We start from the raw sequence: 23968 nt of genomic DNA on the forward strand, positions 1-23968 counted from the left end.
GAATGAAATCTCTCAATGTCTTTTTACAGGAATTTGATGCGCCGTAAGTCTCCAGGAGGCAAAAGGGAATCAAATTGCTCAGGGTGCAGGACCTGCGCGATGGCCGCGAGCCCACGCAAAAGAGTGGGCGCGGGCGTGTTGAGCCATTCGTCACGAATGCAGTAGACGCGGCCTTCACGCACGGCGCGCAGACGTTGCCAGCCGCGCTGCTCCACGATGCGCTCCAGCGGCACGCGATCTCCGGCACCGCACCAAGCCGCCAGAATTACGTCCGGATCGGCGGCAGCGACGGCTTCTGCCGTGGTGTGCGAGCCGGGCTCGCCGAGGAATTCTGCTCCGGCGGCTTCTACCAGCTCTTTGACCCAGCCCTGGGAGTGAATGAGCGGCTTGCCCCACTCCTCGCAATAGACGCGCAGGCGCGGCAGGCTGGCGCTCTCGTGGCGCACGGACTCGATCTGTGCCTGCATTCTGGCGATGAGCGCTTCGGCCTCAGACGCGGCGGCGGAGACGGAGCCGATCAGCCGGATGTCCTGATAAATATCTGCGAGCGAGTGAGGGGCCAGCAATAGCACCGGCACGCCGGCCTTGAGAATGGCGGTGAGTGATTCCTGGCGGTAGGGGACTGAGGCCAGCACGAGATCGGGCCGCAGGGGCAGCAGCTCTTCGGTGCGGGCCGACCAGGAATCCTGCACGACCGGAAGGCCGCGCCCGGCGAGCGCGGGCACGACCACAAGGCAATATTTGGTGCAGGCGGCAAGATGGTCGAGGCGGCCCAGCGCGTCGAGCGTGACGCTGATGCTGGGCTGCAGCGAGAGCAGGCGCACCGGTCCTCTGGCCCTTCAGCCCTTGTGGTCCGTCATGACGGCTTCCGGGTAGTAGACCGTCCAGCCGCGCTCGCAAGAGAGGTCGCGCAGCGCCGGGGTAGGGTTGACCGGAAAAGCCCGCCTGGCGATGGCCAGCATGGCGGCATCGTGCACGGAGTTGCCAAAGACCGCATCGGGCTCGGGAAGGCCCGTGCGGCGCAGGGCGACCGCCTTGCCTTCATCCGTGGGTACGTCGATGATCTGGCTGGTGATGATGCCGTCCTCGACCTCGACACAGGCCGCCAGTACGCGGCTGGCCGGAATATTGAAGCGGCGCACGCCCTCTTCAATGACCCAGTTGTTGGTGGAGCTGACAGCCCATATCTCGGTGCCGCGCGCCTGCAGCAGCGCGACGAGCGAGCGCAGTTCAGGAAAGATCTGCGGCTCAATGTGATGCTGGAAATATTCGGCGGCGGCGCGGCGCAGCTCGTCCTCATGCAGGCCTGCGTAAACCTGCACCATTTCGCCGCAAATCTGCAGCTCAGAGACCTCGCCATGGCGATAGAGCCGATGGCGGGAGTCGATCCAGTCGCTGGCGTTGCGCGAGAGCAGGCCCACGTCCATGGACCATGTCATGAAGCCGTAGCCGGCATCTCCGCTCCAGAGGGTGCCGTCGCAGTCAAAAACGGCCACGCGCGGAGCGAGATTCAGGACTTCGTGCTCAAACTCCTGCAGCGTGTAGCGTGAGGCGGTCGTTGAAGTCGTCAAAGTGCAAACTCCTCAAAGATTATTGTGCGGGATGGGCGTGGAAAATGCACCTGAGCAGGGACGTGCAGGGAAGAGCTGGTGACGGAAGTGATTCTCATGTTGGTTCCCTTATGCATCGCGTGTGGCGAGCGGCTCGGCATCTCCCGAATAATGAAGTGGTGACTGCGACCCGCACGACCGACCTGCTACGCGACTACCAGAGCTACCTGCGCGTCGAAAAAGGTCTGCGGCCCCTGAGCTGCCAGGCTTACCAGAGCGATCTGCTGCTGTTCGCAGAGTATCTGGAGAGCATGAATACAGCTTTACTGGATGCACGCAGCGAGCATGTGGCCGGTTTTCTGGAGCATTTGAATACGCATGGGGTGGTTTCGCGCTCGGTGGCGCGCAAGCTGTCGTGCCTGCGGGGCTTCTATAAGTGGCTGATTCTGGACAAGCGTATCCATCGGGACCCGACAATCAACATGGATTCGCCCTCGGCGTGGAAGATTCTGCCGAAATCTCTAGCCCAGGAGGACATGACGGCCATGCTTGACCGGGCCCGGCTGCTGGCCGAGCACCCCGAAGCGGACGGAATCGCGCTGCGGAATTACGCCATTCTGGAGCTGCTCTATGCCGGAGGATTGCGCGTCTCCGAGCTGACCGGGCTGCGCGTGGCCGATCTCTCGCTCGATGCCGGGCGCGTGCTGGTACGCGGCAAAGGCGACAAGGAGCGGCTGGTTCCGCTGGGACAGCCGGCTGTGGCGGCGCTGCGGCAATATCTTGACCGGGGGCGCGCCGAACTGGCCCGTAAGGCGCGCGGGGCGCAAGGCGCACTGTTTCTTTCGGCCCGAGGCAAGCCGCTTACCCGCGAATATGTGTGGAAGCTGGTGCGCCAGTATGGGGCCAGCCCGCACATGCTGCGGCACAGCGCGGCCACGCACATGGTAGAGCACGGCGCGGACCTGAGAACGGTGCAGACTTTTCTGGGGCATGCCGATATTGCCACCACGCAGGTCTACACGCATGTGGCGCTGGGGCACCTGAAGGCCGTGGTGCGGCAGCATCATCCGCGAGGGAAGCGCTCATGAGCGAGCCCGACGGCGTGATGAACCAGCGCGTGGAGGCCTATCTGGCCGCCCTGCGGAACGAGCGTGGCTCGTCCCCGCACACGCTGCGCGCTTACACGCGCGAGCTGCGGGATTTCGCCGCCTATGCCGAGCGGCTGCTGGGCAAGGATGTCGGGGTCAAAGCGATGGAGCACACGCACATTCGTGCCTATCTCGGCGAGCTGTATGAGCGCGGCTTGTCGAAGGCCTCGGCGGCGCGGGCGTTGGCGGCGATTCGCTCATGGTGCAAGTGGCTGGCGCGTCACGGTGAACTGGAGCAGAGCCCGGCCGCGCTGGTGGCAACGCCCAAGCTGCCCAAGCATCTGCCGCGCGTGCCCACCATTGAGGATATGAACCGGCTGGTGGATGCTTCGAGCGAGGAAGTGGCGGCCTGGCCGGCGCGGGACCGCCTGATTCTGGAATTGCTGTATGGCTGCGGCATCCGGAATGCGGAGCTGGTGGGCATCAACCTGGAAGACATTCAATGGACGAACGAAGCCATCCTGGTGCGCGGCAAGGGCCGCAAGGAGCGTTACGTGCCGATTGGCGACGCCGCGGCGCAGGCGCTGCGGGCTTATCTGCCGGAGCGCAACCAAAAATTGGCCACCGCCGGGAAGGATTCTGCTGCGCTGCTGCTGAACGCGCGCCTGCGCGGTCAGGGAAGGCTCACGACGCGCAGTGTGGGGCGCATTGTGAAGCAGATGGCGCTTGCCCAGGGATTGCCGGCCGACGTGCATCCGCACACGCTGCGGCATGCCTTTGGCACGCATCTGTTGGAGGAAGGCGCCGATCTGCGGGCCATTCAGGAGCTGCTGGGCCACGAGCGCCTCTCGACGACGCAGCGCTACACGCAGCTCACCGTTGGGCAGGTGGAGGCTGTGTACGACCGCACCCATCCTCGGGCGAAGTAACGGGGCGAAGCAGCGGCCATTCATGTGAAATCAAGGGGAATCTCTCTCACCGTTTACACTAGTGGGTGAGGGAAATTCATCTTGATCGGTAGTGTTCTAACCAAAGTTTTCGGAACCAGCAATGAGCGCGTGGTGAAGCGCCTGTTGCCCATCGTGGAACAGATTGGCGCCCTGGAGCCGGAGATCGAAAAGCTCTCTGATGAGCAGTTGCGTGCCAAGACGGCGGAGTTTCGCGCCTATATCGCCAAGGCAGTTGAAGGCGTGGACGATGAGGATGAGCAGCATAAGGCCATACAGCGCGCTCTGGACGATCTGATGCCCGAGGCCTTTGCCGTGGTTCGCGAGGCCGGCCGGCGCGTGCTGCATATGCGGCATTTTGACGTTCAGTTGATTGGCGGCATGGTGCTGCACCAGGGCAAGATCGCCGAAATGAAGACCGGCGAAGGTAAAACGCTGGTCGCGACGCTGCCGTGCTATCTGAATGCCCTGGCCGGACGCGGCGTTCACGTGGTGACCGTCAATGATTATCTGGCCAAGCGCGATGCCGAGTGGATGGGCAAGATCTATGAGTTCCTGGGTCTGACCGTCGGCGTGATCGTGCACGACCTGGACGACGAACAGCGCCGCCAGGCATACGCCGCCGATATCACCTACGGTACCAACAACGAGTTCGGCTTCGATTATCTGCGCGACAACATGAAGTTTGACCTCAAGGACTGCGTGCAGAGGAAGCACTTCTACTGCATCGTGGACGAAGTCGATTCAATTCTGATCGACGAGGCGCGTACGCCTCTCATCATCTCCGGCCCCACCGATCAGACCACGGACAAGTATGTGCGTGTGAATCGCATCATTCCGGCACTCGAACAGGGCGAGGAGATTGAAAAGGGTGAGGAGAAGATTCTCACCGGCGATTTTGTCGTCGATGAGAAGCACAAGACCATCTCGGTTACGGACGAAGGCTGGGAGAAGATCGAGCAGTTGCTCGGCATCGGCAACATTGCCGACCCGGAGAACTGGGACCTCAAGCATCACGTGGAGACGGCCATCAAGGCCCACTCGCTTTACAAGCGCGATGTGCAGTACGTGGTGAAGGATGGCGAAGTCATCATCGTGGATGAGTTCACAGGGCGCCTGATGCCGGGCCGCCGCTGGTCCGATGGCCTGCATCAGTCGGTCGAGGCCAAGGAGGGCGTGAACATCCGCCGCGAAGACCAGACGCTGGCGACCATCACCTTCCAGAACTATTTCCGCCTGTATAAGAAGCTTTCCGGCATGACCGGTACGGCGGAGACCGAAGCTGCGGAATTCGACAAGATCTACAAGCTGGAAATAGTTGTGATTCCGACGAACCGCCCGCTGCTGCGCGTGGAAAATCCTGACGTCGTCTTTCGCACCACGCAAGAGAAGTACTTCGCCGTGGCCGATCAGATTGCCGAGCTGAACAAGAACAATCAGCCTGTGCTGGTGGGTACCACTTCGATTGAGAAGTCGGAGCTGCTGTCGCAAATTCTGGTGCGCAAGGGCGTCAAGCACGTCGTGCTGAACGCGAAATACCACGAGCGCGAGGCCGAGATTGTGGCCCAGGCCGGACGTCTCGGCATGGTGACTATTGCCACCAACATGGCGGGCCGCGGTACCGACATTCTGCTGGGTGGCAATGCCGATTTCATGGCCAAGCAGGAGCTGCTCAAGAAGGGCATGGCCCGCTCGATCAGCCCCGCGGAGGGCGCGATCAATCCGATGGCGGCGCAGGGCATGCTGCGCTTCTACTATCAAGGCCAGGAATTTGAAACGACCCAGGAGAACTGGGATCGCGTCTTTGCGCAGCACAGCGCGAGCGTCGCCCAGGAGCGCGAACAGGTGCTGGCCGCCGGCGGCCTGTACATCATCGGCACCGAGCGCCACGAATCACGGCGCGTGGACAATCAGTTGCGCGGCCGCGCGGGACGCCAGGGCGATCCGGGCGCTTCGCGCTTCTATCTATCGCTCGAAGATGACCTGATGCGCATCTTTGCGCGCGAGTGGGTCTCCACGCTGCTGCAGCGGCTGGGTATGGAAGAGGGCGTGCCGATTGAGTCACGCATGATCTCCAACCGGATTGAGAAAGCCCAGATGGCCGTGGAAGGGCAGAACTTTGAAGCCCGCAAGCATCTGCTGGAATACGACGACGTCATGAACAAGCAGCGCGAGGCTGTGTATGGCCTGCGCAACCAGTTGCTGGCAGGGCTGGATCAGAAAGAGCTCATCGTCGAGGATTACGTTCCAAATATCCTGAGCGGCATCTTTGACGAATACGCGCCGGAGAAGCAGCATGCCGACCAGTGGAACTGGGAAGAGATCCGCAAGAAGCTGATCGATCACTTCGGCTTTGATTATCAGGTGGACGGACTCGACGTTGCAGACCTGACGCGGCATGAGCTGGGTGAGGAAGTCTTCTCGCGGCTCAAGGAGCGCTATCTCGCCAAGGAGCAGTTCATTGGCGAGGAGCCGATGCGCTACCACGAGCGCATGATCATGCTGAGCGTGCTCGACGGCCTCTGGAAAGACCACCTGCTCAACATGGACCACCTCAAGGAGGGCATCGGCCTGCGCGGCTATGGCCAGCAGGATCCTCTGATTGAGTACAAACGCGAGTCCTTCGATATGTTTGAGGCGATGATGAACCGCTTCCAGGAAGACACGGTTCGTTATCTGTACCTGATGCAGATTGTGGGGCCCGACGGCCAGCCGATGCAGGTGCCCACGCGGCTGCGCCCCGCGGATGCTTCGCCGAACGGCGTCGTGCATGCGGAGCCGGCACCGTTGAACGGCAGCGCGCCGATTCCCGAACAGGCCGCTCCTCCTCCGCCGCCTGCGATTCCAACCCGGCAGCCTTCGACGACCATTGATGCCATTGAGCGCGAGTTCGAGAAGAAGAAGCAGCAGGAATTGAGCCACGCGCGCATGGCCGGTGGGGGCGACGGCAGCGATGCGGTCAATACGCGGCGCGTCGGTGAAAAGGTAGGGCGCAACGATCCTTGCCCCTGCGGTTCGGGCAAGAAGTACAAGAAGTGCCACGGCGCGGAAGCGTAGTCCGGCCTTCGCCTGTGAAATAACAAAGGCAGAGCGCGAGCGCTCTGCCTTTTGGTTCCCGGGGGATAGAACCCCATGGGGTTGGCAACGCCCCGCAACAAGGGGATGCGAGGCGGCACCTCAGAGTTTATCGGAGACCTGCGCGAAGGCTTGAGTCCATTTGTAACCTGGCAGGTTACGAGCGGATTTCAGCAAAGGTAAGATTCTGTGCTTCACTGCCGGTCTGCTGTCTCCATTCATCAAAGAGCCGCCCATAGCTCAGCGTCATGAGATTGTCCTGTGTGAGGCCTAACGCTCCGGCGGTGGTATCGATCCATTCGCTGGGGCCTTCGAGCTCGGCAAAGAGTCCAATAGGTGTTTCATCAATCACGCAATGGCCCGTGTGGTCGGCATATTCGGTGCGCCACTTTTCATAGGTAAAGGCGGGAGCATATCCCAGGGCAGTGAAGATGGCTCCCATGGCATCGCCATCCGCAACCTCCGTCTCTGTCTCGATGCGGTGCTTGTGGCGGTCCTCGGCCGATGCGCCGGGCGGCACCGCTTTATGAGTGACCACCCACCGGTCTCCGTAACGGCGCACACGCAGAATGGATTGCCGCGCGCGCAGTGAGCGATCCGGAGTGTCAAAGAGCAAGTTGTGCTCAAAGGTGCGGGGCGTTACCTGGTGAAATCCGGCAGCAGCTAACTGCTGCTCCAGGTGGGCCAGATCGTGCACCCGGAACTTGACCTCAGTCTCAACAGCCATCATGCAGTGAAGTATATGCGCGGCAAGGCGGATAGAGAACTGTCTTACATCACCGGTTCAAGTTCAAGCCGCATGATAACTTTGATGTGAACCAGGCATGAAGCTCACCTTACGTTTACCTGTGGATCTCATGGCGCCGGAGAGTGCGAACTTTCACGCCTCGATTGCGCGCGCGGCTGAGATTCTGCGCGCCGGGGGAACGGTGGCCTTCCCGACCGAGACTGTCTACGGGCTGGGAGCCAATGCACTCGATGCCGCGGCAGTGGCGGGCATTTTTGAGGCAAAGCAGCGCCCAGCCTGGGACCCGCTGATTGTGCACGTCTCGAGTCTTGAAATGCTGAGCCAGGTAGCTGACGAACTCTGCGATAACGCAAAGCGGCTGGCAGAGGTTTTCTGGCCCGGTCCCCTGACGATGCTGTTGCCTCGCAGCGCCAACGTTCCTGACGCGGTGACCGCGGGCAGGCCACTGGTGGGCGTGCGCATGCCTTCACACCCTATCGCGCAGGCGCTGATCGAAGCAGCCGGAGTTCCGGTGGCCGCGCCAAGCGCCAACTCCTTTGGCCGCATCAGTCCTACGACTGCGCAGCATGTGGCCGAGGACCTGGAAGGGCGCATCGACGCAATTCTGGATGGCGGCGAGACCATCCATGGGCTGGAGTCTACAGTCATTGAGCCCCGCGCTGATCATTCGATCATCTATCGGCCGGGAGTGGTGACAGCACAGCAGCTGCGCGCGGTTTGCGCCGGCAGTGTCGAGTATTATGAGCCAGCGCATGAGAAGAGCGCGCCGGAGTCTCTGCCTTCGCCAGGTGTCGGGTTGCGCCACTATGCGCCGCGTGCACGGCTGCAATTGGTAGAAGGTGCGGGCGAAGCGCAGATGACTGCCTTGCGTGAGACAGTTCTGGATGCCGAACGGATCGGCGAGCGAGTAGGCGTGATGCTGCCTGAAAGCTTTCAGACCGCGCTCATTGGCTGTGCCGCGCATGTGTACCGGTGGGGCCGCTGGGAAGACAAGGAAGAACTGGCCCAGCGCCTGTTTGCCGGGCTGCGTCAACTGGATGCCGAAGGTCTGACGCTGATCGTATGTCCTTTGCCTGAGGCAAAAGGAATTGGGCGGGCAATCTGCGACCGCCTGGGCAAGGCCGCCCGCACGCACGACTGAGGAGCCAGCTTCATCGGTCAGAGGCCGGCGGCGGTCTCTGCTGCCTTGTAGATGTATTTGATCGATGATTTGTAGATCAATACACGCCGCCGCGCATGACGCACCTTGACGGCATAGCGGTCATACCATTCGATGCAGCCCTCAATCTTTTCTCCGCTATCGAGCATAAACACCATGGGTGTCTGGCTCTGCATCTGCTTCTGAAAGTAAAACGCCTCGGCATGAGAACCCTCTGAGGAGGCATTCTGCATGACGCTCCATTCCTGATGCGACAGGATGGGTGGTTGAGCGCGTTCCAACCGGCTTCGGGGTGCCTTTGCTCCCGCAGGCGCCACAGGGCGGATGAGTTTGCGCGGCCCCGAGTGGTTCGCATCAATATCTTCGACTTTGCGGGTCTTGGGCGCAGCGGATGTTGGCGGGTTTACGCGCGCCGGAGTTTGAGCCTGGGTGGAAAGTGTCGCAGGTTTATCTGGGCTGGATTTAGCCGTGCGCTCCGGGCTTGATGAGCCGGAAGAAGCGCCGAGTGGACGCGCAAGAGTATGAGGCAAGTTCGCCATAGTATCGCAGATATGCACGGTGGTGCTTTCCGATTGTGATGCTGCCGACGTTCATAAAGCCGTACCGCAACGGCTTTTATTTCGTTTGCTGCGGATAGAGAAACCGTATTGGGAAGAGTGTTGCCAAAAAGGGAAGCGAGAGGGATAAATCCCGGCTGGAACGAGCCTAGTGCTGTATGGAAGCAGCCAGATCTGTGGCAAAGGCATCGAGTGAAATCGAACGCAACAGATTGCGGCGCATTCCCGATTCCACGGACTGCAATCCGCGCGCGGCCCGCTCAATCCACTCCACATCAATTTGCTGCGCCATGGCGGACAGCTCTCGCTGCAGATCGATATTGCGCACCAGCCCGCTGGCGCCGGAGAGATGCAGCAGAAGATCTTCGAGCAGAGACCGCAAGGTGCGAATCAGCCCCACTGTCTTTTCCTGCCCCTCAGCCCCTGCACGGTAGCCCTCTGTCATGCGGAAGAGCGTGCTGTGGTCATTCTGTTGCAGCGTGAAGCGCAGCATTTGCAGTGCTTCATTGCGATAGGTTAGATAAGCCGGCAGGTCAAAGCTCAGCGCCCGCCCCACCGCGCCCTCGGCCAGCCGCGCCACCAGCGCCCGCTCCGCGGGTTTGAGGTCGCCGCGCCTTGAGGCCAGCAGCGGCTCAATCTGTTCGGTAGCAATCGCTCCCAGACGAATCAGGCTGGTGCGCGAGCGAATGGTCGGCAGCAGCTCTCCCGGATTCTCTGCCAGCAAAATAATCAGGGCATGGCTGGGAGGCTCTTCGAGCACCTTCAGTAGAGAGTTCGCCGCCTCTTTCATGAACGACGCGCTGGTGAAGATGTAAACCGAGCGGCGCGCTTCCGAGGGCGTGCGGTAGACCTCACGGATCAGGGTACGCACCTGGCCTAGTTTGATGAGCAGTTGCGGAGGGTCCGGCGGAATCACCAGCACGCTGGGGTGAGTCTGGACGAGAATGCGTGTTTCTTTTTTGTCGGTCTCGCGCAGGTCCTCGCGGGCCGCAATGGCCTCGTCGACGCGGGCCGTCAGATCCATTGCCTGGCCGATGCGTTCGCAATTGGCGCATTCGCCGCAGAAGTCAGGAAGTCCATCGGTGACCGGCTGCCGCAGGCAATTGATGGCCTGTGCCAGCATGAGTGCGAGCGTATATTTGCCTGCCCCGCGCGGACCAGCCATGAGCAACGAGTGCGGCACGCGTCCTGCCGCGACCGCCTCCCGCAAGTGCCGTACCGCCGATTCATTGCCGATGAAGTCGCTGAAACCCACGGCTACAGGGTAGCATCCATGCGCGACGGCTTTACACGGCCGGAGCGCCGCTCACCTTAACTCAAGGAGCATGCGAATCTCCGGCTTGGGCCGGAGGGTGATCTTGGGCTGCAACTCGACCTGCTGGCCGGGAATCAGCCGCAGACGCCACTTCTGCGCGATGGTGGCCAGCACCAGCACGCCTTCCATCCACGCAAAGGACTCGCCGATGCACTGCCGGCTGCCCGCGCCAAAGGGGAAGTAGATAAAGCGCGAGCGCGCTGCTTTCTGATCGACGGAGAAACGCTCGGGGCGGAATTCCAGTGGATCGGGCCAGTACTCCGGATTGCGCTGAATGATGTATTGGCTGAAGAAGACATAGCTGCCGGCGGGCAGGCGATAGGGGCCCAGTTCAACGTCTGCCGTTGCCTGGCGGCCCATGGCCCAGGCCGGCGGATACAGCCGCATCGACTCGGCGAAGACCATCTCAACATACTTGAGCTGGGGCAGGTCTTCGAGTGTGGGTGTGCGGCCCTGCAGCACGGTGTCGATCTCCTCATGCATGCGCGCTTCGGCTTCAGGGTTCTGTGCCAGCAGATACCACGTCCACGTGAGCGCCGTGGCCACGGTTTCATATCCGGCGAGGAAGATGGTTAGAATCTCATCGCGCACCTGCTCGTCGGTCATGCCGGAGTGATCGGCCTCATCATCGCGTGAGCGCAGCAGCATCGAGAGCAAGTCGCCGCCGTCGGTCTTCTCCTGCCGGTGCTCCGCAATGATGCGGTAGACAACCGCATCGAGCCGCTTGCGTGCGCGGCGAAAGCGCATCAGCCCCGGAATGGGCCAGTGCAGATAAGCCTCGGCGCGCGGCAGGGCCACCAGGAAGTTGTAGAGATCCATGATGGCGTTCACTTCGTCATTGATCTGCTGCACTTCGGCTGTCACGTCAGTGTTGAGCAGCGTGCGCGCCACAATCTGCAGTGTCACCCGCATCATCTCGGCGAGCGCGCCAATCTCCTTGCCGGGCTGCCATTCTTCGCGCATGGCCAGCGCACGATCTGTCATGACGGCACCGTAGGCCTGAATGCGCTGACGGTGAAAGGCCGGCGCGGCAATGCGGCGCTGGCGCTTGTGAAACTCGCCATCGCTGGTGATGAGCCCGTTGCCCAGCAGAATCTTCATGCGCTTCTGTGTGCGCTCTTTGATGAACTTGTCGGCCTGGTTGACGAGAATTTCGCGAATGAACTCCGGCTCATGCACCACGAAGACATCGCTGTTCGCGATGCGATAGTGGGACATGGAGCCGTATGTCTCTTGCAGATACTCGAAGAGCTTGATGGGATCGCCCGGTTTGAAAAACTTCCGGGTGAGGTAAAAGGGCAGGTTGAGCTTGAGCCCCGGCGGCAGGCGATACTCGCCCCGGCGGACGATGGGGAATTCTTTGCGGGTTTGAACTGCTGTGGCCATGCAGACTCCTGGGGCACGGCCCGAGGGTTCACCCCCGACGCGCCAAACGCTCTTCTACTATGTGTACGATGTGCTGGTGGATGCTCTCAATGCCCTCGTCGCTCTCGATTGCGACCACACGCAAAGGCTCCCGGCGCGCAATTTCACCGTATTGATCAAAGACGCGGCGGTAGAAGATTTCATTCTCCTGCTCAAAGCGGCCTTCGTCCTTGCCTTCGCGAGCGGCCACGCGGCCGTTGCGGCGGCGCGCCCGCTCCAGGGAGCGCGCGAAGTCCGGCAGCAGCAGCAGCGTGAGGTCAGGATCAAGCCCGCCGCACATCACCTGATGCAGGTTGCGCACCAACTCGCTGCCGAGCTGGCGTCCGCCGCCCTGATAGGCCTCAGTCGAGTCAGTGTAGCGGTCACACAGCACGATCTTGCCTGCGTCGAGCGCGGGGCGAATCACCTCGGCGATCGACTGCGCACGGTCAGAAAACATGAAGCCCAACTCGGCCATGGGGGAGATACTTTCTGTGCGCGAATCAAGCAGCAACGCACGGATGCCGTCACCAATGCGCGTGCCTCCCGGCTGGCGCGTGACGACAACGGATTCCCCGCGCGCCTCAAGCCATTGCGCGAGCCTGCGAAGCTGGGTTGATTTGCCTGATCCATCCAGGCCCTCAAAGGTAAGAAAAAAGCCCTGCCGCATGGCCGGAGTGTAGCAGACCGCAAGCGGGAAGCGCTGCGGTCTGCTCGCAAAGAAGAGTTGTCAGCCAGCAATGCGCACGAGGTGCTCGGCTTCCATGCGCGGGCCAAGGATCGAGACGCGAGGCACGTCGCCGCGTGCCATCGCGACCTCATCGCAGCGATAGAGGCGCGGGCAATTCTGGCAGTCCTTGAATATCTTGTCGGGCAGCGCGGCCCGGTTCTCGACGGTGCGAAAGCCATAGCGGTAGAAAAAGTCAGGAATGCGTGTGAAGAGGCACACGCAGCCGACGCCGTGCTGCTCGGCCTCATCGATGAGTGAGAACAGCAGGCGGCCGCCCACGCCCTGGCCTTTGGCCTCGGGCTGCACAACAATGGAGCGCACCTCTGCCAGATGCGGGCCATAGAGATGCAGTGCGCCGCAGCCGAGAAAGATGCCTGCATCGCTCTCCGCTACCGTAAAGTCGCGGATGTTTTCGCAAATCTCAGCGAAGGCGCGCCGCAGCAGCGTGCCGTCTCCCGAGAGGCTGTTCACAATCTCATAGATGTTGGTGGCGTCCTGCAGGCGCGCTTTACGAATCTGCATGGCTGACCTCCGCAACGGTGGAGAGTCCCAGGTCGATGCGGCCGCGTGCGTTCACCAGGTCCCCGGTGCGGCGCTGCATGGCTTCGAGCGAAGCCTGCACCTGCGCGCGCGCTGTTCCACCCAGCACATCATGGCAATCCAGCGTGGACTCCAGCGTGACGGCGTCGTAGAAGTCCGCGCCAAACTCAGGACTGAGGCTGCGCAACTCATCGAGCGAAAGCCCCGCAAGCTCGCAGCCCTTATCGAGGCCCAGGCGCACGGCGTGACCGACAATCTCATGCGCCTTGCGGAAGGGAATGCCCTTGTGAACCAGATAGGTGGCCGCGGCCATGGCGTTCAGGAATCCGGACTCGCATGCAGCCTGCATGTGGTCTGTGCGGAACTGCAGCGCATGCGTGAACTTCGCCAGCAGGTGCAGCATCTGGTGCGTGGCAATCGTCGCTTGAAAGAGCGGCTCCTGGGTTTCCTGCATGTCCTTGTTGTAGGCCAGCGGCAAGCCCTTGAGCAGCAGCGTCACGGCCTGCGCCGCGCCGTTGATGCGGCCTACCTTGGCGCGCACCAGCTCCGTCAGGTCGGGATTCTTCTTCTGCGGCATGGCGCTTGAGCCCGTGGAGTAGGCCTCAGGCAAATCCACGAAGCCGAACTCGGCCGTGGCATACAGCGTGATCTCTTCCGCAAAGCGGCTCGCGTGCAGCGCGATGCCGGTGAGCGCCTGCAGAAACTCCAGCACAAAGTCACGGTCGCTGGTGGCGTCCATGCTGTTAGCTGTGGGCGCTGCAAAGTTCAAGGCCTGCGACGCGATGCCGCGGTCGAGCGCCAGCGTCGCTCCGGCCACGGCGCCGGAGCCGAGCGGGCAATAGTTGAGGCGGCGCACGCAGTCTTCCAGACGCGAGGCGTCGCGCAGCAGCATCTCGGCATAGGCCAGCAGCCAGTGCGCTACCAGCACAGGCTCGGCACGTTGCAGATGCGTGTAGGCCGGCATGGCCGCGTTGCCCATCTGTTGAGCGCGGGCCACCAGAATCTCAGCCCATGTGCCGAGATAGGCTTGCAGCATCTGCGCGCGCGAGCGCACGAAAAGGCGCAGATCCGTCGCAATCTGCTCGTTGCGGCTGCGGCCGGTGTGCAGCTTGAGGCCCAGGTCGCCCACCGTGGCCACAAGCTGCAGTTCCACAAAGTGATGAATATCCTCCGCTTCCTGATTGGACATCACCCACGATGGGCCGGAGCCGTCCGGCGCGTGGAAACGGCTCGTGACCAGATCAAGCGCATTGTGCAGCGCCTCGCGCTCGCCGGCAGTGAGTACGCCGGCGGCTTCCAGAGCCAGCGCATGTGCCTTGCTGGCCGCGACCTCTTCGGGCAGAAGCTGCCAGTCAAACTGCAGCGAGCGCTGCCAGTGATCAAACGCGGGATCGAGTGGCTCGCGAAAGCGGCCAGACCACATCTTCACTTCAAAACCTCTTTCTCTTCTTCCTGCTTTCAGCGGGCGGCAGTGCCGGTGGCTGACTTTTTATTCTGGTTCGAAAGACCGCCGAGCAACAGCAGCATCAACGCCTTCTGCGCATGCATGCGATTCTCTGCCTGGTCAAACACCACAGATTGCGGACCATCGAAGACCGCATCCGTAACCTCAGCATTGCGATGCGCGGGCAGGCAATGCATAAAGATCGCGTGCGGCGCGGCTTGCGACATGAGCGTCTCGTTCACCTGGTAGGGCTTGAAGATCGGCGCACGCTTGGTCGCCTCATGCTCAAATCCCATACTGGTGCATACGTCGGTGTAAACGGCGTCGGTGCCGGTCACGGCGGCTATCGGATCGTTGATGACCGAGATATTCGCGCCCGTCACATTGCCGATGCTGCGCGCCAGCGCTACCAGGTCGGCCTTGGGCGCATAGTTGCGCGGCGTGGCCACGGTGAAGTGCATGCCCGTTTGCGCGGCCATCAGCATGAGCGAGTGGCACACGTTGTTGCCATCGCCCACATACGTGAGATGGCGTCCATTCAGCGGCCCGAGGCGCTCCTGCAGTGTCATGAAGTCGGCCAGCGCCTGACAGGGATGCTCGAGATCGCTGAGTGCATTGATCACTGGCACCGAGGCGTACTGCGCCATCTCCGTGATGGTTTCATGCGCATAGGTGCGCAATACCAGCACTGAGGCCCACCGCTCCAGGTTGCGCGCCATGTCAAAGAGCGACTCGCGCTCGCCGAGCGGCGACTGTGTCTGGTCCACAAAAATAGCCGAGCCGCCGAGCGTATTGATCGCGGTCTCAAAGGTGAGACGCGTGCGCAGCGAGGCCTTCTCAAAAAACATCACAAGCTGTTTGGCGTCGAGCGCCCAGCGGTAATCCTGCGGGCGCGCTTTCACGGCATGCGCCAGATCAAGCACCGCGGCAATTTCAGCGGCCGTGAAGTCTGCAGTGGAGCACAGGTCGCGGCCGGCCAATGATTCAATCGCGGACGACGGCACGGGGGCAACGAATTCGTCCTGGTAGATGGCAGCTTTGCTAGCCAACATGACCTCCTGTATGAGCGCGCACGTGCTCTGCCGCCTGCTCGGTAAAAATCTCGTCAAGTGCCTGAACCGCCGTATCGATTTCGGCCTGGTTCAGAAGGAATGGGGGCAAAAACCGCAGCACGGTCTCATGCGTGCGGTTGATGAGAATGCGCCGCTGCAGCATGGCGCTCAGCGCATCCTTGGCCTGCTCGGCGGATGCCAGTTCAATGGCCAGCATCAGGCCCAGACCGCGCACATCCACAATGCATTCATGCTTTGCGGCCAGCGCGCTCAACTGCTCGCGGAAATACGTACCAGTTTCAGTTACATGAGCCAGCAGGTGTTCGCTGTCAATGGTTTCCATCACGGCATTGGCCACGGCGCAGGCCAGCGGACCTCCGCCAAAGGTAGTGCCGTGCATGCCGGGGTGAATGGCGCTGGCCGCGGCTTCGGTGCAGAGCATTGCGCCCAGAGGCAGGCCCCCCGCGAGTGGCTTGGCCACGGTCGTCACATCCGGCTGCACGCCGTAGTGCTGATAGGCAAACCACTTACCGGTGCGTCCCAGGCCGGCCTGAATCTCATCCACCACCAGCAACGCGCCGGTGGAACGGGTGAGCTCCCGTGCCGCATTCATAAACTCCTGCGAGACGGGGCGAATGCCGCCCTCGCCCTGCACGGCCTCGATCAGAATGGCGCAGACCTCGGTGGAGAATTTCGCTTTGAGGTCCTCGACATCGTTGAAGCGCACAAACTCCACCCCCGGCATGACCGGAGCGAAGGGCTCGCGATACTTCGCCTTGTGTGTAGTGGCCACAGAGCCGATGGTGCGGCCGTGAAAGCTGTTTTCGAGCGCCAGGAACCTGGTTCCGAGCGGCTTACCGCCTTCGCGTTGCGCGCCAGCATAAGCGCGCGAGAGCTTCAGCGCGGCCTCCCATGCTTCGGTGCCGCTGTTGCAGAAGAAGGCGCGATCCATGCCGCTGGCCTTTGTCAGGCGCAGCGCCAACTCGGCCTGCCCCTCATGAAAGAACAGGTTCGAGATGTGCAGCAGTTTGCGGCTCTGCTCGGCAATCGCCTTCTCAATGGCGGGGTGCGCATATCCGAGCGCGCTCACTCCGATACCGCTCAGCAGATCGAGGTAGCGTTCGCCGTTTTCGTCGATCAGATAGACGCCTTCGCCGCTCACAAAGTGAATGGGATAGCGCTCATATGTGGGCAACAGCAGCCGGGCTTCGGCTGCCTTGATTTCCTGTAGGTTCATTTCAAAAATTCTCCTTCAGCTCGCCATGACTTCAGTGCCATCGGTGACACGGGCACTGCACAGGTCGGGCAGCACATGAGCTGCCTCGGCAGGAAGAATACGCACGCGCTTGACGCCATTCAGCAGAGCCTCGCGGCAGGCGCCGAGCTTGGGCAGCATGCCTCCGCTGATCACTTCTGTCTGGCTCAGCACCGGAATTTGATCGACCGTGAGCCAGCGCATGATCGTGCCATCGGCACCGCGCACGCCCGGCACATCGGTCAAAAAGACCAGCGCGTCGGCACGGCAGGCCGCGGCGCAGGCTGCAGCCATCTCATCGGCGTTCACGTTGTAGTACTCGCCATCGAAGCCGAGCGCAATGCTTGAAATCACAGGCACGGCGTTCATCTTCCAGATGGCTTCCAGCCAGCGCGGGTCCGAGGCCACTATTTCTCCTACAAATCCGAGATCCGGGACGGTGCGCTTTTTGCGTGCGCGAAAGATGAGTCCATCGCCGCCAGAGAGTCCCATCGCTGCTTGCCCCAGCGAGCCCAGCGCCGCTACCAGCGATTTATTCACGCGGCCGCTCAGCACCATCAGCGCGGCGTCGCGCGTTTCGGCATCGGTCACGCGCAGGCCCGCGATGAACTCGCTCTGCTTGCCCAGCTGCTTGAGCGTGCGCGTGAGCTGCACGCCGCCGCCATGCACCAGCGCGACCTGATGACCGTCTTTGACAAGATCGGCCACGGCACGCGCACACGCCATGAAAATCTCAGGATTTTCAAGCGCCGCTCCACCGAGTTTGACGACGTATTTCATTTGAGTCCCTCCGCTTCCTTCCAGCCGCACATCAGATTCAGGTTCTGCACCGCCTGGCTGGCGGCGCCTTTCAGCAGGTTGTCCAGGCAAGAAACGATGATGCATCGTCGTCCTCCCTGGTCCAGCTGGAACCCGATGTCGCAGTAGCTGGTGCGGACCGAGTATTGAATCTGCGGCAGTTGCCCGGCGCCATAAATGCGCACCATGGGACTGGCGGCGAAGAATGCGCGATAGCAGCTCTCCACTTCTTCAGCCTCTCTGGGCTCTGTGAAGTGAACGTAGATCGTCGACAAGATGCCGCGTGGAATGGGCAGCAGATGCGGAGTGAACACGATCTGCTCCCGCGTGAGTTGCAACTGCTCCAGCAGCTCGCCCGTGTGCCGGTGGCCAAAAAGGCCATAGGCAGAGAGGTTGTCGGCCGCATACATGAAGTGCGTTTTGGCCGTGGGTGCTTTGCCCGCACCCGAGACGCCCGACTTTGAATCGCTGACAATGCCGCGATTCAAGTCCAGCCAACCAGCTTGCGCCAGCGGTTTGAGCGCCAGAATCACCGACGTCGCATAGCAGCCGGGATTGGCGACAATCTCAGCGCTGGGGATTTCTTCGCGATGCAGTTCCGGCATGCCGTAGACGGCTTTGGCTTGTACGGCCTGTGCCGTGGCGCTGCCCTCATCTTCAAAGGCATAGACGGCGCGATTTTCCACCGCCTGCAGCCGCCACGCGCCGCTCAGGTCCACCACGCGAATGCCGCGCGCGAGCGCTTCCGGCACCATGGCCCGCGACTGCTCATGCGGCGTGGCAAGCAGCAGCACCTGTACGCCTTCGTCCTGAAGGCGCCGCCAATCGAGCGGCTCAACACGCAGGTTGCGCGAGCCATTGTTGTCGAGCAGGTGCGGATGCAGATTCACCAGCGGCTCGGGCGTGCTGCCGGCGCGGCCCAGAAACAGGGGCGCATGCTCTCTGAATGCAGGGTGGTGCAACAGCAGGCGCGCCAGCTCCATGCCGGCGTAGCCGCTGACTCCCATCACCGCAACTTTAGCTGTCTGACTCAATTTCTCTCTGCCTTCTACGTGGATGGCATCAGCCGATAATCTTTTCCAGCCGTTCGGCCAGAACGGTGGCGCGCTTCTGGTCAGGACAAATAATCAATACCGTGTCGTCGCCGGCCAGCGTGCCGACCACTTCCGGCCAGTCTTCGTGATCAATGGCCAGCGCCACGGGCTGCGCGCTGCCGGCCGTGGTCACCAGTACGAGCTGGTTCTGCGCCTGCTTTACCTTCAGGCCAAAGCTGCTCATGACTTCATCCACGTCGGGCAGATCGTCCTGCTCGTCGTGGCCGTTGCCGTTGGGCAGCGCATAACCGCCGGGGCCCTTGTAAATGCGCAGCTCGTGGATATCGCGCGAGAGCGTTGCCTGCGTTACGTCAAAGCCGCGGCGCACCAGCTTGCGACGAAGCTCGTCCTGGCTGGCAATGGGCCGCTGCGCGATCAATTCTCGAATTGCGTTGTGCCGCTCGTGTTTACTCAAGCAAAGAAATCGCGGCCTTATTTCGCAAGGCCGCGCCTCTCGAATGCATAAAAATACATTTCCATGTATAAATATGCATGAGGGGCTTGTCAAGTTGCCCAGCCGGCTTTGTTTTCTCTGGCCGGCGTCCACGGGAAACGGCCAGCCATCGGTGAACTCCAGACGAAAGAAAGCGCTTCGCCCCAAAGGCGAACGCCGTTATAGTGGATTATGGAACAGCGCAGCTCCACCGCTCCGGCCTCGTTGTCCGGAGGGTCCCATTTCTCTCTTCTAGACGCCCGGTTCGACCATGAATCCTGCGGCGTTGGTTTCATCGCGGCGCTTCGGAACACCCCGACCCACGATGTTTTGGCTATGGCCCTGACCGCGCTCTCGCGCCTGGCCCATCGTGGCGCAGTGGCCGCGGATGGTCTTTCAAGCGACGGCATTGGCATTACTACGGGCATTCCCCGCGATTTTCTGCTGACGGAAACCGGCCTCACGCTGGCAGCGGGGCGTCCGCTGGGCGTCGGCATGCTCTTTCTGCCCGCGGATTTTGCTGAGGCCGAGCGCGAGCTGGTGGCCGCTCTGGCCGAGCAACAACTGGAAGTGCTGGGCTGGCGCGATGTTCCCACGCGTCCCGAGGTGCTGGGCCGCATTGCGTTGTCGAGCATGCCGGTGATCCGCCAGGTGCTGATTACCCCGAAGTATGCGTCCACGCCCCTCGATGAGCTGGACCGCCGCGCCTACCTGGCGCGCAAGCAGTTCGAGCGCAGCCATGCGAAGGGATATGTCTGCTCGCTCGGCTTTTCCACGCTGATTTATAAATCCATGTGCGCGGGCCGCCTGCTGCCGGAGTTCTTTCCCGATCTCGCAGACGAGCGCTACACCACGGCCTTCGCGGTCTTTCATCAGCGCTTTGCCACCAACGTTGCGCCCTCGTGGGATCGCGCGCAGCCTTTCCGAATGATTGGCCACAATGGCGAAATCAACACCATCTGGGGCAATCGCGCCCGTATGGATGCGCGTGCCGCGACGCTGCCCGATGAATTGAAGCCAATTTATACCGCCGATGGCTCTGACTCGACGAGTCTGGATGAGACCATCGAGCTGCTGACGCGCAATGGCCGCACGGTTGCGGAGTCAGTGCGCATGGTGCTGCCGCCCGCGGTGACGCCCAAGGACTCGGCCTTTCTGCAATACAACGGCGACTGCATGGAGCCGTGGGATGGTCCGGCCGCGGTGGTGTTTACGGATGGGCGCCTGGTGGGCGCCGCGCTAGATCGCAATGGCCTGCGCCCCTGCCGATTCTTTTTGACTGATGACGAATTGGTGATCGTCGGCTCTGAGGCGGGACTGGTCGATCTTGATCCCGAGCACGTCGTGCATAGCGGCCGTCTTGGCCCTGGCCAGATGCTGCTGGCCGACCTGGTGCGCCACGCTCTCTATGAGGATGAGCAGGTGCAGGCGCTGTTTGACGGCGTGGCTCCTTTGTATGAGGAACTGCTTGAAGACGCGACGCTCGAAGACGATGTTCCTGTGACGCATCTTGAGGCCTCAGAGGTCAGCCGCCTGCAGCTCGGCTTTGGCTACACGCGCGAAGACGTCAACATGGTGCTCAAGCCCATGGTGGTGGACGCCAAGGATGCCGTTTGGTCGATGGGCGACGACACGCCGCTGGCTCCGCTGGCCCGCGCGCCGCGACCGGTATATGCATTCTTCCGGCAGCGGTTTGCGCAGGTGACGAATCCGCCGATTGATTCGCTGCGCGAGTCCTGCGTGATTCGTCTGCATACGCGTCTGGGTCCGTGGCCTCACATTCTGGACAAGACCGAGCCGTTGCCCGGCTTGTCGCTGGCATCGCCGATCCTGTCACTGGGCCAGATGGAAGCGCTGCGCCAGCGCCGCCATGTGCTGGCCGATGAGATGCCGCTGGCGGTGCTCGACTGTGTCTTTCATCCGGAGTGCAACCTGGTGACGGCGCTCGACGACCTGTGTGCCAAGGCGCATGAGCTGGTGCGGGGCGGAGCTGCGATTCTGTTGCTAAGCGACCGGAGCTGCGGCGTGAACGCAATGCCGCTGCCCATGGCCATGGCGCTGGGCGCGGTGCACCATTCGCTGATTCGCAGCGGACTGCGCACCAACGTGGGCCTGGCGGTGGAAGCGGGCGATTGCCGCGATCTGCATCATGTGGCCGTCCTGCTGGGCATGGGCGCGGGCGCGGTGTGCCCGTGGCTGGCGCTGGAGTCGGCGCGGCAACTGCAGCCGGAGAGCGGTGAAGCGAACCTGCTGCACGCGATGGATGCGGGTCTGGCGAAGGTGATGTCGAAGATGGGCATTTCGGTGGTGGACAGCTACCGCAGCGCGCATCTCTTTGATTGTCTTGGCCTGAGCCACGACGTGGTGGAGAAGTGCTTCGCCGGGACGCCGGCTCCGATTGGCGGCGTGGGCTTCCAGCAGATTGAGAGCAACTTGCGCGAGCTGTGGCTGGGCGGTTATCACGATGGCGGGCAGGCGGAGGAAGGGAAGAAGACCGATCTGCCGGATTATGGCTGGGTCCGCTTCCGCAAGGCCGAGCGCGCGGAGCCGCACTCCTGGCAGCCGCAGACGGTGCGTCTGCTGCAGTCGGTGGTGGGCACGGCGAAGTCCTCGACCGTGGCCGTGCTGGAGCCGGAGGCGCGCGCGCAGGCGTGGGCGGCCTTCCGCACGCAGACGGTGGAGCAGACGCCGACGGTGTTGCGCGAGCTGCTGCAGATTCGCGCTGCCGCGTCGCCGCTGCCGATGGAGCAGATTGAGCCGGTGCCGCAGATTACGCATCGCTTCATTGCGAGCGCCATGTCGCTGGGTTCGCTGAGCCCTGAGGCGCACCAGACCATTACGGCAGCCATGAACATGCTGGGCGCGCGCTCGAACACGGGCGAGGGCGGCGAAGACCCTGAGGTCTACCAGCCGAAGGCCGAGCTGCCGCTGCTGAATGAGAAGGTTCCGGCAACGCTGCTGAACAACCGCATCAAGCAGGTGGCTTCGGCCCGCTTTGGCGTGACGGCGGAGTATCTGGCGCATGCCGAAGAGATCGAGATCAAGATTGCGCAGGGCGCCAAGCCCGGCGAGGGCGGCCAGTTGCCCGGCCACAAGGTGACCGAGCTGATTGCGCGCCTGCGTCATGCGCAGCCGGGCGTTCAGCTGATCAGCCCGCCGCCGCATCATGACATCTACTCGATTGAAGACCTGGCGCAGCTTATTTTTGACCTGCGGCGGGTGAGCCCGAAGGCTTCGATTGGCGTGAAGCTGGTGGCCGAGTGCGGCGTGGGCACGGTCGCGGCCGGTGTGGCGAAGGCGTATGCCGACTACATTGTGATTGCGGGCCATGCGGGCGGCACGGGCGCATCGCCGCTGACGAGCATCAAGTATGCCGGCGATCCGTGGGAGCTGGGCCTGGCCGAGACGCAGCAGGTGCTGCTGGCGACAGGGCTGCGCGGCCGCGTGCGGCTGCGCGCGGACGGCGGACTGCGCACGGCGCGGGATGTGGTTATTGCGGCGATGCTGGGCGCGGACGAGTTTGCCTTTGGCACAGCAGTGCTGGTGGCCCTGGGCTGCGATATGGCGCGGCAGTGCCACCTGAACACCTGCCCCACGGGCATTGCCACGCAGCGGCCTGAGTTGCGAGCGAAGTTCCGCGGACGGCCCGAGCACCTGGTGCGGCTGTTTGAGGAGCTGGCGCGGGATATTCAGCAGTTGCTGGCCGAGCTGGGCCTGCCCTCACTCGATGCGGCGATTGGCCGCACCGACCTGCTGGAGCAGGTACACTTTGACGGCTGCCTCGATCTGCGGGCGATGCTGGCGGCGAAGCCGGAAGGCGAGATTCGCTGGCAGGGCAAGGGCAATGCGCGGCCCGAGGAGCATGCCGCGCTGGACGATGCCTGGCTTGAACCGGGGCTGGCCGCATACCGTGCGGGCGAAGGGCTGCGTATCGACACGCGCGTGAGCAACGAAGACCGCACGCTCGGCGCGCGCCTCGCGGGCCAGATTGCGGCGTTGCGCACGGCGGGCGTCGAGTCCGATGGCCTGCTCGACTTCCGGCTGAAGGGCATTGCGGGCCAGTCGTTCGGCGCGTTTGCTGTTGCTCCCATGCAGCTCACGCTCGAAGGCATGGCCAATGATTTTGTGGGCAAGGGGCTTTCGGGCGGCGAGATCATTTTGCGCGGGCAGGGCCGGGCGGCGCTGCACAGCGAGCTGCACACGATTCTTGGCAACGTGGCGCTCTATGGCGCGACCAGCGGCGCACTCTTTGCCGCGGGCTGCGCGGGCGAGCGCTTTGGGGTGCGCAACTCGGGCGCGCTGGCGGTGGTGGAAGGCGTGGGTGACCACGGCTGCGAGTACATGACGGGCGGCCTGGTGGTGGTGCTGGGGTCTACCGGCACCAACTTTGGCGCGGGCATGACGGGCGGCCTCGCATGGATCTATGACGAAGACGGTGCTTTCGTCGAGAAGCAGCGCTTCCATACGAGCTTCCTGCATCCGGAGCCGTTTGCCACGCTGGACGCCGAGGCACAGGCGAGCATTCACAACCTGGTCTCACTGCATGCGGAGAAGACCGGCAGCACGCGGGCCTATCGCCTGCTGGCGAGCTGGGACGAGCTGGCTCCGCGCTTTGTGCGGATGACGCCGAAGCCGCAGTAGGGCGCACCTTCGGTGCGTCTTCAGCGGCCAGTCCCCAGTTGTCAGAGTCCGGCGGCTTCTTTTCTGCCGGTGCCGACTGGGAAAAGGACGATCCCACGCAAGCCAGGCTCTGGTTTGCGTGGGTGCGTGGCTTCCGCC

The 23968-nt window shown here is 62.4% G+C and carries 19 protein-coding genes; 5 read left to right on the forward strand and 14 right to left on the reverse strand.

Annotated features, from left to right (window positions below; all coding sequences use genetic code 11):
• Positions 1-23 precede the first annotated feature (23 nt).
• A complete protein-coding gene (locus ACP_RS14175; protein WP_015898029.1) occupies positions 24-824 on the reverse strand; it encodes an ABC transporter substrate-binding protein in 801 nt (266 codons plus the stop codon).
• 15 nt (positions 825-839) lie between these two features.
• Positions 840-1571 (reverse strand): HAD family hydrolase, encoded by a 732-nt coding sequence (locus ACP_RS14180; RefSeq protein ID WP_041839612.1) that lies wholly within the window; start codon positions 1569-1571, stop codon positions 840-842.
• Between the two features lie 158 nt (positions 1572-1729).
• Between ACP_RS14180 and ACP_RS14185 the strand changes: the two genes are divergently transcribed.
• The 3 genes from ACP_RS14185 (at position 1730) to secA (ending at position 6642) form a co-directional block, all read left to right on the forward strand.
• Entirely contained in the window at positions 1730-2638 is a 909-nt protein-coding gene (locus ACP_RS14185; RefSeq protein WP_015898031.1) for a tyrosine recombinase, read from the forward strand.
• Positions 2635-3567 carry a tyrosine recombinase XerC gene (locus ACP_RS14190; RefSeq protein WP_015898032.1) on the forward strand — a complete coding sequence of 311 codons (933 nt, stop codon included), beginning with the start codon at positions 2635-2637 and terminating at the stop codon, positions 3565-3567. Before ACP_RS14185 ends, ACP_RS14190 begins: the two co-directional genes overlap by 4 nt.
• Positions 3568-3648: 81 nt before the next feature.
• Entirely contained in the window at positions 3649-6642 is a 2994-nt protein-coding gene (gene secA, locus ACP_RS14195; protein WP_015898033.1) for a preprotein translocase subunit SecA, read from the forward strand.
• 175 nt (positions 6643-6817) lie between these two features.
• Here secA and ACP_RS14200 read toward each other — a convergent pair whose 3' ends face one another.
• The gene (locus ACP_RS14200) at positions 6818-7390 is read right to left on the reverse strand and encodes a class IV adenylate cyclase (protein ID WP_015898034.1); all 573 of its coding nucleotides are present in this window, start codon (positions 7388-7390) and stop codon (positions 6818-6820) included.
• Positions 7391-7484: 94 nt separating this feature from the next.
• Between ACP_RS14200 and ACP_RS14205 the strand changes: the two genes are divergently transcribed.
• Complete coding sequence (locus ACP_RS14205; protein WP_238525572.1) at positions 7485-8549, forward strand: L-threonylcarbamoyladenylate synthase; 1065 nt, start codon at positions 7485-7487, stop codon at positions 8547-8549.
• Positions 8550-8566: 17 nt separating this feature from the next.
• On the opposite strand, the gene ACP_RS18370 is transcribed toward ACP_RS14205, so the two are convergent.
• The 11 genes from ACP_RS18370 to ACP_RS14260 form a co-directional block, all read right to left on the reverse strand.
• Complete coding sequence (locus tag ACP_RS18370; protein ID WP_052294830.1) at positions 8567-8800, reverse strand: RNA chaperone Hfq; 234 nt, start codon at positions 8798-8800, stop codon at positions 8567-8569.
• A gap of 472 nt (positions 8801-9272) precedes the next feature.
• Positions 9273-10379, reverse strand: a complete 1107-nt coding sequence (locus ACP_RS14215) for a DNA polymerase III subunit (RefSeq protein WP_015898037.1) — start codon at positions 10377-10379, stop codon at positions 9273-9275.
• A gap of 51 nt (positions 10380-10430) precedes the next feature.
• On the reverse strand, positions 10431-11825 hold the full coding sequence (locus ACP_RS14220; protein ID WP_015898038.1) for a cytochrome P450: 1395 nt from the start codon (positions 11823-11825) through the stop codon (positions 10431-10433).
• A 28-nt stretch (positions 11826-11853) separates the two neighbouring features.
• Positions 11854-12513: a dTMP kinase gene (gene tmk / locus ACP_RS14225; protein WP_015898039.1), complete on the reverse strand. Its 660-nt coding sequence runs from the start codon at positions 12511-12513 to the stop codon at positions 11854-11856.
• 60 nt (positions 12514-12573) lie between these two features.
• Entirely contained in the window at positions 12574-13095 is a 522-nt protein-coding gene (locus ACP_RS14230; RefSeq protein ID WP_041839613.1) for a GNAT family N-acetyltransferase, read from the reverse strand.
• Complete coding sequence (gene argH / locus ACP_RS14235) at positions 13082-14542, reverse strand: argininosuccinate lyase (protein ID WP_015898040.1); 1461 nt, start codon at positions 14540-14542, stop codon at positions 13082-13084. Before argH ends, ACP_RS14230 begins: the two co-directional genes overlap by 14 nt.
• 29 nt (positions 14543-14571) lie before the next feature.
• Positions 14572-15609, reverse strand: a complete 1038-nt coding sequence (gene argF, locus ACP_RS14240) for an ornithine carbamoyltransferase (RefSeq protein ID WP_083770624.1) — start codon at positions 15607-15609, stop codon at positions 14572-14574.
• Complete coding sequence (locus ACP_RS14245; protein WP_015898042.1) at positions 15599-16846, reverse strand: aspartate aminotransferase family protein; 1248 nt, start codon at positions 16844-16846, stop codon at positions 15599-15601. Before ACP_RS14245 ends, argF begins: the two co-directional genes overlap by 11 nt.
• Positions 16847-16861: 15 nt before the next feature.
• A complete protein-coding gene (argB, locus tag ACP_RS14250) occupies positions 16862-17644 on the reverse strand; it encodes an acetylglutamate kinase (protein WP_015898043.1) in 783 nt (260 codons plus the stop codon).
• A complete protein-coding gene (gene argC / locus ACP_RS14255; protein ID WP_015898044.1) occupies positions 17641-18696 on the reverse strand; it encodes an N-acetyl-gamma-glutamyl-phosphate reductase in 1056 nt (351 codons plus the stop codon). Before argC ends, argB begins: the two co-directional genes overlap by 4 nt.
• 28 nt (positions 18697-18724) lie before the next feature.
• Positions 18725-19171 carry an arginine repressor gene (locus tag ACP_RS14260; protein ID WP_015898045.1) on the reverse strand — a complete coding sequence of 149 codons (447 nt, stop codon included), beginning with the start codon at positions 19169-19171 and terminating at the stop codon, positions 18725-18727.
• A 210-nt stretch (positions 19172-19381) separates the two neighbouring features.
• Here ACP_RS14260 and gltB point away from each other — a divergent pair, with 210 nt between their 5' ends.
• Entirely contained in the window at positions 19382-23830 is a 4449-nt protein-coding gene (gene gltB, locus ACP_RS14265; protein ID WP_015898046.1) for a glutamate synthase large subunit, read from the forward strand.
• The last annotated feature ends 138 nt before the right edge of the window (positions 23831-23968 follow it).

Origin of the sequence: Acidobacterium capsulatum ATCC 51196 (assembly GCF_000022565.1) — a bacterium.
In the GTDB taxonomy this organism is placed as follows: Bacteria; Acidobacteriota; Terriglobia; order Terriglobales; family Acidobacteriaceae; genus Acidobacterium; species Acidobacterium capsulatum.

What these genes read in the sequence shown, in the direction of transcription:
- ACP_RS14190 (WP_015898032.1), top strand. Translation starts at nt 2,635, where the DNA reads ATGAGCGAGCCCGACGGCGTGATGAACCAGCGCGTGGAGGCCTATCTG.
- ACP_RS14200 (WP_015898034.1), bottom strand. Translation starts at nt 7,390, where the DNA reads ATGATGGCTGTTGAGACTGAGGTCAAGTTCCGGGTGCACGATCTGGCC.
- ACP_RS14205 (WP_238525572.1), top strand. Translation starts at nt 7,485, where the DNA reads ATGAAGCTCACCTTACGTTTACCTGTGGATCTCATGGCGCCGGAGAGT.
- ACP_RS18370 (WP_052294830.1), bottom strand. Translation starts at nt 8,800, where the DNA reads ATGCAGAATGCCTCCTCAGAGGGTTCTCATGCCGAGGCGTTTTACTTT.
- ACP_RS14220 (WP_015898038.1), bottom strand. Translation starts at nt 11,825, where the DNA reads ATGGCCACAGCAGTTCAAACCCGCAAAGAATTCCCCATCGTCCGCCGG.
- tmk (WP_015898039.1), bottom strand. Translation starts at nt 12,513, where the DNA reads ATGCGGCAGGGCTTTTTTCTTACCTTTGAGGGCCTGGATGGATCAGGC.
- ACP_RS14230 (WP_041839613.1), bottom strand. Translation starts at nt 13,095, where the DNA reads ATGCAGATTCGTAAAGCGCGCCTGCAGGACGCCACCAACATCTATGAG.
- argF (WP_083770624.1), bottom strand. Translation starts at nt 15,609, where the DNA reads ATGTTGGCTAGCAAAGCTGCCATCTACCAGGACGAATTCGTTGCCCCC.
- ACP_RS14245 (WP_015898042.1), bottom strand. Translation starts at nt 16,846, where the DNA reads ATGAACCTACAGGAAATCAAGGCAGCCGAAGCCCGGCTGCTGTTGCCC.
- argB (WP_015898043.1), bottom strand. Translation starts at nt 17,644, where the DNA reads ATGAAATACGTCGTCAAACTCGGTGGAGCGGCGCTTGAAAATCCTGAG.
- gltB (WP_015898046.1), top strand. Translation starts at nt 19,382, where the DNA reads ATGGAACAGCGCAGCTCCACCGCTCCGGCCTCGTTGTCCGGAGGGTCC.